Source organism: Sphingomonas faeni (assembly GCF_024273235.1).
Lineage (GTDB): Bacteria > Pseudomonadota > Alphaproteobacteria > Sphingomonadales > Sphingomonadaceae > Sphingomonas > Sphingomonas faeni_A.
The window spans coordinates 1-921 of sequence record NZ_JANBVH010000098.1; the positions used below are offsets into that span (position 1 = coordinate 1).

Sequence of the window (921 nt, forward strand, 5' to 3'; positions counted from 1 at the left end):
GGGAGCGCCACGACCACGCACGCCGTCAGAGCAGCAATACAGCGATCGCAAGCTTCGCTCTCGACGCTGAGCCGAGAGCTGGGGATCAACCCGAAGACGGTCGCAAAATGGCGCAAGCGGGTAACGGTTGAGGATCTGAAGACCGGGCCGAAGGCCCCTCACTCCACGACCTTGACCCAAGCCGAGGAGGCAGCGGTCGTTGCATTCCGGCGTCACACATTACTGCCTCTCGACGATTGCCTATACGCGTTGCAGCCGTCGATCCCGCATCTGACACGGTCAGCGCTGCACCGCTGCCTGCAACGGCACGGCATATCCCGTCTACCGGACATTGAGGGGGACAAGCCGAAGCGACAGCGCTTCAAGCGCTACCCGATCGGCTTCTTTCACATGGATATCGCCGAGGTTCAGACTGCCGAAGGCAAACTTTACCTGTTCGTCGGCATCGACCGCACGAGTAAGTTCGCGGTCACCCAGCTCGTCGACAAGGCGGACAGGCGAACGGCGTGGGAGTTCCTTGAACACCTGCTGAAAGCGGTGCCGTACCGGATCCATACGATCCTGACAGACAACGGCATCCAGTTTGCCGAGCAGCCGCGCAACCGTAACACCGCCTGGTCGCGTCAGATGCGCTTCGACATGATCTGCGAAGCAAACGACATCGAGCACCGGTTGACCAAGCCGAACCACCCGTGGACGAACGGTCAGGTCGAGCGGATGAACCGCACCATCAAGGAGGCGACGGTCAAACGCTTCCATTACGAGAGCCACGAGCAGTTGCGGGTGCACCTCGCAGACTTCATGGCAGCCTATAATTTCGCCCGTCGGCTCAAGACGCTCAGGGGCCTCACGCCTTACGAATACATCGCCAAAATCTGGACGTCAGAGCCTGACAGGTTCATCGTCAATCCGATCCACCAG

Annotated in this window: 1 protein-coding gene; it reads left to right on the forward strand. The window is 60.2% G+C overall.

The genetic code is table 11. From position 1 onward, the window contains the following. Window positions 1-921, forward strand: a 921-nt coding sequence (locus NLI89_RS21655) for an IS481 family transposase (protein WP_254688793.1), incomplete at both ends; no start/stop codon positions are given.